This is a genomic window from Polymorphobacter sp. (genome assembly GCF_051860865.1).
GTDB lineage: Bacteria > Pseudomonadota > Alphaproteobacteria > Sphingomonadales > Sphingomonadaceae > Sandarakinorhabdus.
The window spans coordinates 1-4,872 of record NZ_JBIMKZ010000120.1 but is presented as its reverse complement, the minus strand read 5'-3'; the positions used below and the strand labels follow the sequence as shown (position 1 = coordinate 4,872).

4 protein-coding genes are annotated in these 4,872 nt (G+C 69.7%); all 4 read left to right on the top strand.

What is annotated here, in order from left to right:
- Positions 1-183: 183 nt before the first annotated feature.
- A complete protein-coding gene (lnt, locus tag ACTIFJ_RS14855; RefSeq protein ID WP_439534890.1) occupies positions 184-1,857 on the top strand; it encodes an apolipoprotein N-acyltransferase in 1,674 nt (557 codons plus the stop codon).
- A 99-nt stretch (positions 1,858-1,956) separates the two neighbouring features.
- Entirely contained in the window at positions 1,957-3,180 is a 1,224-nt protein-coding gene (gene metK / locus ACTIFJ_RS14850) for a methionine adenosyltransferase (RefSeq protein ID WP_439534889.1), read from the top strand.
- Positions 3,158-3,871: a tRNA (guanosine(46)-N7)-methyltransferase TrmB gene (trmB, locus tag ACTIFJ_RS14845; RefSeq protein WP_439534888.1), complete on the top strand. Its 714-nt coding sequence runs from the start codon at positions 3,158-3,160 to the stop codon at positions 3,869-3,871. Before metK ends, trmB begins: the two co-directional genes overlap by 23 nt.
- 31 nt (positions 3,872-3,902) lie before the next feature.
- On the top strand, positions 3,903-4,856 hold the full coding sequence (locus tag ACTIFJ_RS14840; RefSeq protein ID WP_439534887.1) for an acetyl-CoA carboxylase carboxyltransferase subunit alpha: 954 nt from the start codon (positions 3,903-3,905) through the stop codon (positions 4,854-4,856).
- Positions 4,857-4,872: the final 16 nt, after the last annotated feature.

Here is a 4,872-nt window from a genome sequence, read left to right as displayed (position 1 = left end):
ACGGGCATTGCTTCGAGACCGTGCCGGATCTTGGGGTCTGGGGCCTACGGCCCCAGCCGCCGGAGGCCCCTTCCACCCTTCCCTCGTTCATGCCGCACTGCACACGGACTGATTACATTCATCACAATGATGCTTTAGGAAGCCCGCAGTCCTGCGTTCCCATCCTGCCTCGCCGGAGACTTCATGCCCCGTCAAAGTCCCATCCTCTCCGCCGTGCTGGCGTTCGCCGCCGGTGTGCTGACGGCGCGCGGGTTCGCGCCGCAGGACTGGTGGCCGTTGGCGGTCATCGGCAGTGCGATGCTGGTGGCGCTGGTGGATGTCACACATACGTGGCGGGGTGCGGCACTGGTCGGCTGGGCCTGGGGCTTCGGCATGTTTGTCACCAGCCTGGGCTGGATCGCGACGGCCTTCACCTTCCAGTCGAACATGCCGGCGGCGATGGGCTGGGTGGCGGTGGTCGGCTTGTCGGCATTTCTGGCGCTGTATCCGGCGCTGGCCGGCTGGCTGGCGCGGATGGTGCGGGCAGGCGGCGTGCCGCGGCTGCTGGTGCTGACGGGGGCGTTCATGGTCACCGAATGGGTACGCGGCCATTTCCTGTCGGGTTTCGCCTGGAATCCGCTGGGCGCGGCGTGGCTGGAGGCGCCGGGCGTGGCGCAGCTGGCGCGTTATGTCGGCCCGCAGGGGCTGACCGGGGTGATGCTGCTGGCCGGCGGCGCGCTGTGGCTGATCGTCCGCCCGCGCGCCACGGTGACCGGCCGGGTCGGCGGCGCCGGTCTGGCACTGCTGGTGGTACTGCTGGGCGCGGTCGGCAGCGGCCAGGTCAGGGACGTCTATTTCCCTGACAATCCGACCCTGGTCATCGTCCAGCCGAACATCGGCCAGGACGAAAAATACGAAGAGGGCGCCAATGATCGCCACCTGGAGGCCTATCTGGCGCTGACCCGGCAGGGCCTCGCTGCGGTGGATGCCTCACCGGCCGCCACCGGCCCGGCGAGCGCAGCCGAGCCGGCCAATGGCCAGGCGTTCGGCGCCGTCGAACCGCAGGCCGCCGCCGACAGCACCTTTTCGGACACGCTGGCCGGCGCCACCGACGGCCTGCGCCCGAATATCGTGCTGTGGTCGGAGTCGTCGGTGTTCGGGCTGGTCGAGGAGGAGCCGGCGCTGCGCGCGCACCTCGCCAGCGTGCTCGGCCCGAACGACCTGCTGGTCTTCGGCGGCGTCGCCGCGACGCGCGATCCGCGCGGCGAGCTGCTCGGCGTCACCAACAGCCTGTTCGTGCTGGACAGTCGCGGCCGCCTGCTCGGCCGCTACGACAAGGCGCACCTCACCCCGCTCGGCGAATATCTGCCGATGCGCCCGCTGATGGAGCGTCTCGGCCTGTCGCGACTGGCGCCCGGCAGCCTTGATTTCACCCCCGGCCCCGGCCCGCGCACGCTCACCGTCCCCGGCATGCCGCCGCTGGGCGCGATGATCTGCTACGAGATCATCTTCGGCAGCGCTGTCACCGAGAAGGGCAACCGCCCGGCCTGGATCGCCAACATCTCCAACGATGCCTGGTTCGGTCCCTCCGGCCCGCCCCAGCATCTCGCCCAGGCCCGGCTCCGCGCCATCGAGGAGGGGCTGCCGATCGCCCGCGCCACCCCAACCGGGGAGAGCGCCGTCATCGACCCATTCGGCACGATCCGCGCCCTGCAGCCGCTCGGCACCGCCGGCGTGCTGCGCTTCACCCTGCCGCCGCCTCTGCCGCCCACCCCCTATGCGTTGGCCGGGGACTGGCTGCCGCTGGCGATGGCGCTGTTCCTCGCGCTGGCCGGCGCCGTGATCGGCGGCCGGCTGGCGCCCAAACCCCGCCGATAGATTTGTTTTCATCATATAAAGCATTCTTTATGGCACTTGCACCGACGCCGCGCGGCGGCTAGCACGCTTGGGAAAGTCCCCAGCAGGTCAGGTGCAGCCATGGCGCGTTCCAACTATCTCTTCACCTCCGAGTCGGTCTCGGAAGGCCATCCGGACAAGGTCGCCGACCAGATCTCGGACGCGGTCGTCGACCTGTTCCTGTCACGCGATCCCCAGGCGCGCGTCGCCTGCGAGACCATGACCACCACCAACCGCGTCATCCTCGCCGGCGAAGTCCGCGGCCAGGGCATGATCGATGCCGATGGCAATTGGGCCGATGGCGCCCAGGAGGATATCCAGCGTGTCGTCCGCGAGACGGTCAAGCGCATCGGCTATGAGCAGGACGGCTTCCACTGGCAGAACCTGCACTTCGAGAACCATCTCCATCCCCAGTCCGCCCATATCGCCCAGGGCGTCGACGAATCCGGCAACAAGGACGAGGGCGCCGGCGACCAGGGCATCATGTTCGGCTTCGCCTGCGACGAGACCCCGGGCCTGATGCCGGCCACCCTCTATTATTCGCACCGCGTCCTCGAGCAGATGGCCGCCGACCGCCACAGCGGCGCCGCCCCCTTCCTTGAACCCGATGCCAAGAGCCAGGTGACGCTGGCCTTCGAGAACGGCATCCCCGTCGCGGCGTCGGCGCTGGTCGTCTCCACCCAGCACGCGCCCGGCTATTATTATCACGGCGGCGAGGGCGACCCGGCGCTGTACGGCAAGCTCCGCGATTATGTGATGGGCGTGTTCAACGATGTCATGCCCCAGGGCTTCATCACCGCCGACACCGCCATCCACATCAACCCCACCGGCCGCTTCGAGATCGGCGGCCCGGACGGCGACGCCGGCCTCACCGGCCGCAAGATCATCGTCGACACCTATGGCGGCGCGGCGCCCCATGGCGGCGGCGCCTTCTCGGGCAAGGACCCCACCAAGGTCGACCGCTCGGCCGCCTATATCTGCCGCTATCTCGCCAAGCAGGTCGTCGGCGCCGGCCTCGCCAAGCGCTGCACCATCCAGATCAGCTATGCCATCGGCGTCGCCGAGCCGCTCAGCTTCTATGTCGACACGCACGGCACCGGCACCATCGCCGACGCACGGCTGGAGACCATCCTGCCGCAGTTGCTGCGCCTGACCCCCAAGGGCATCCGCACCCATCTCGGCCTCAACAAGCCGATCTACCAGCGCTCGGCCGCCTATGGCCATTTCGGCCGCACGCCGGACGCCGATGGCGGCTTCAGCTGGGAAAAGCTCGATCTGGTGGATGCGCTCAAGTCCGCGCTCTGAGGTGCTCTCCGATCCGACGACGCTGCGCCGCCTCTACGGCCGGCGCACCGGCCACAAGCTCCGCATCGGCCAGGCCGCGATGCTCGAGGCCGATCTCCCGGCCCTGACCATTGCGCCCGGCGGTGACCTCACCGCCGCCGCGCTGTTCGGAGACGACCGCCCGCTCTGGCTCGAAATCGGCTTCGGCCGCGGCGAGCACATGGTGGCGCAAGCCGAGGCCAACCCGGACACAGGCCTCCTCGGCGCCGAACCCTTTCTCGATGGCGTCGTCGGCGCGCTCGCCAACATCCGCGAGGCCGGCGTCACCAACATCCGCCTCCACAACGGCGACGCGCTCGACCTTCTCGATCGGCTGGCCCCCGCCAGCCTGTCGCGCGCCTTCCTGCTCCATCCCGATCCCTGGCCCAAGGCCCGCCACGCCAAGCGCCGCTTCGTCAATCCCGGCCCGCTGGCGCTGCTCGCCCGCGCCCTCAAGCCCGGCGCCGAGCTCCGCATCGGCACCGATCACCCTATCTACTGCCACTGGACGCTCCAGCAGCTGCAGGACCATCCCGATTTCGAATGGCTGGCCGAAACCCCCGCCGACTGGAACCAGCGCCCCGCCGACTGGCCCCCCACCCGCTACGAGCAGAAGGCACTGCGCGAAGGCCGCGAGGTCTGGTACTTCCGCTTTCGCCGCCTGCAGAATTGACCCCCACTCCGAATCGACCTAGCACCACAGCGTGAGCACCCCCCCTCTCGATTTCGAAAAGCCCGTGGCCACCATCCAGGCCCGCGCCGTCGATTACCGCGCCGCCGGCGACGAGGCCGGCGCCCGCCATGCCGAGGGCGCCGCCCGCCGCCTGCTCGCCGAAACCTACGCCCGCCTCACCCCCTGGCAGAAGACCCAGGTCGCCCGCCACCCGGAACGCCCGCACTTCCGCGATTTCCTCGCCGGCATGGTCGATGATTTCACCCCGCTGGCCGGAGACCGCAACTTCGCCGAAGACCATGCCATCGTCGGCGGCCTCGGCCGGCTGCGTGGCCAGAACATCCCGGTGATGCTGATCGGCCATGAGAAGGGCCATGACACCGCTACGCGGGTCAAACACAATTTCGGCATGGGCCGCCCGGAAGGCTATCGCAAGGCCGTCCGCCTGATCGAGCTCGCCGGCCGCTTCAACGTCCCCATCATCACGCTGGTCGATACCGCCGGCGCCTTCCCCGGCATCGACGCCGAGGAGCGCGGCCAGGCCGAGGCCATCGCCCGCGCCACCCAGGCCTGCCTCGATGCCCCGGTCCCGCTGATCACCGCCATCACCGGCGAAGGCGGCTCCGGCGGCGCCGTGGCGCTGGCCGCCGCCGACCGCGTGCTGATGTTCGAACACGCCATTTATTCGGTGATCTCGCCGGAAGGCTGCGCCTCGATCCTCTGGCGCACCGCCGACAAGGCCAACAACCACGCCGCCGACGCCGCCGACGCCATGCGCGTCACCGCCGGCGACCTCAAGAAGCTCGGCGTCATCGACACCATCATCACCGAGCCGCTCGGCGGCGCCCACCGCGACCCCACCGCCGCCGTCGCCTCGCTGGCCATGGCACTGGCCACCGAGCTCGCCCCCCTCCTCCCCCTCTCCGCCGCCGACCTCAAACAATCCCGCCGCCGCAAAGTCCTCGACATGGGCCGCGGCCTTTAGCCCTCCCCACGCCCAA

Bases quoted from the DNA above. Each gene is read 5' to 3' on its own strand.
- lnt (WP_439534890.1), top strand. From the start codon at position 184: ATGCCCCGTCAAAGTCCCATCCTCTCCGCCGTGCTGGCGTTCGCCGCC.
- trmB (WP_439534888.1), top strand. From the start codon at position 3,158: ATGCGCTCAAGTCCGCGCTCTGAGGTGCTCTCCGATCCGACGACGCTG.
- metK (WP_439534889.1), top strand. From the start codon at position 1,957: ATGGCGCGTTCCAACTATCTCTTCACCTCCGAGTCGGTCTCGGAAGGC.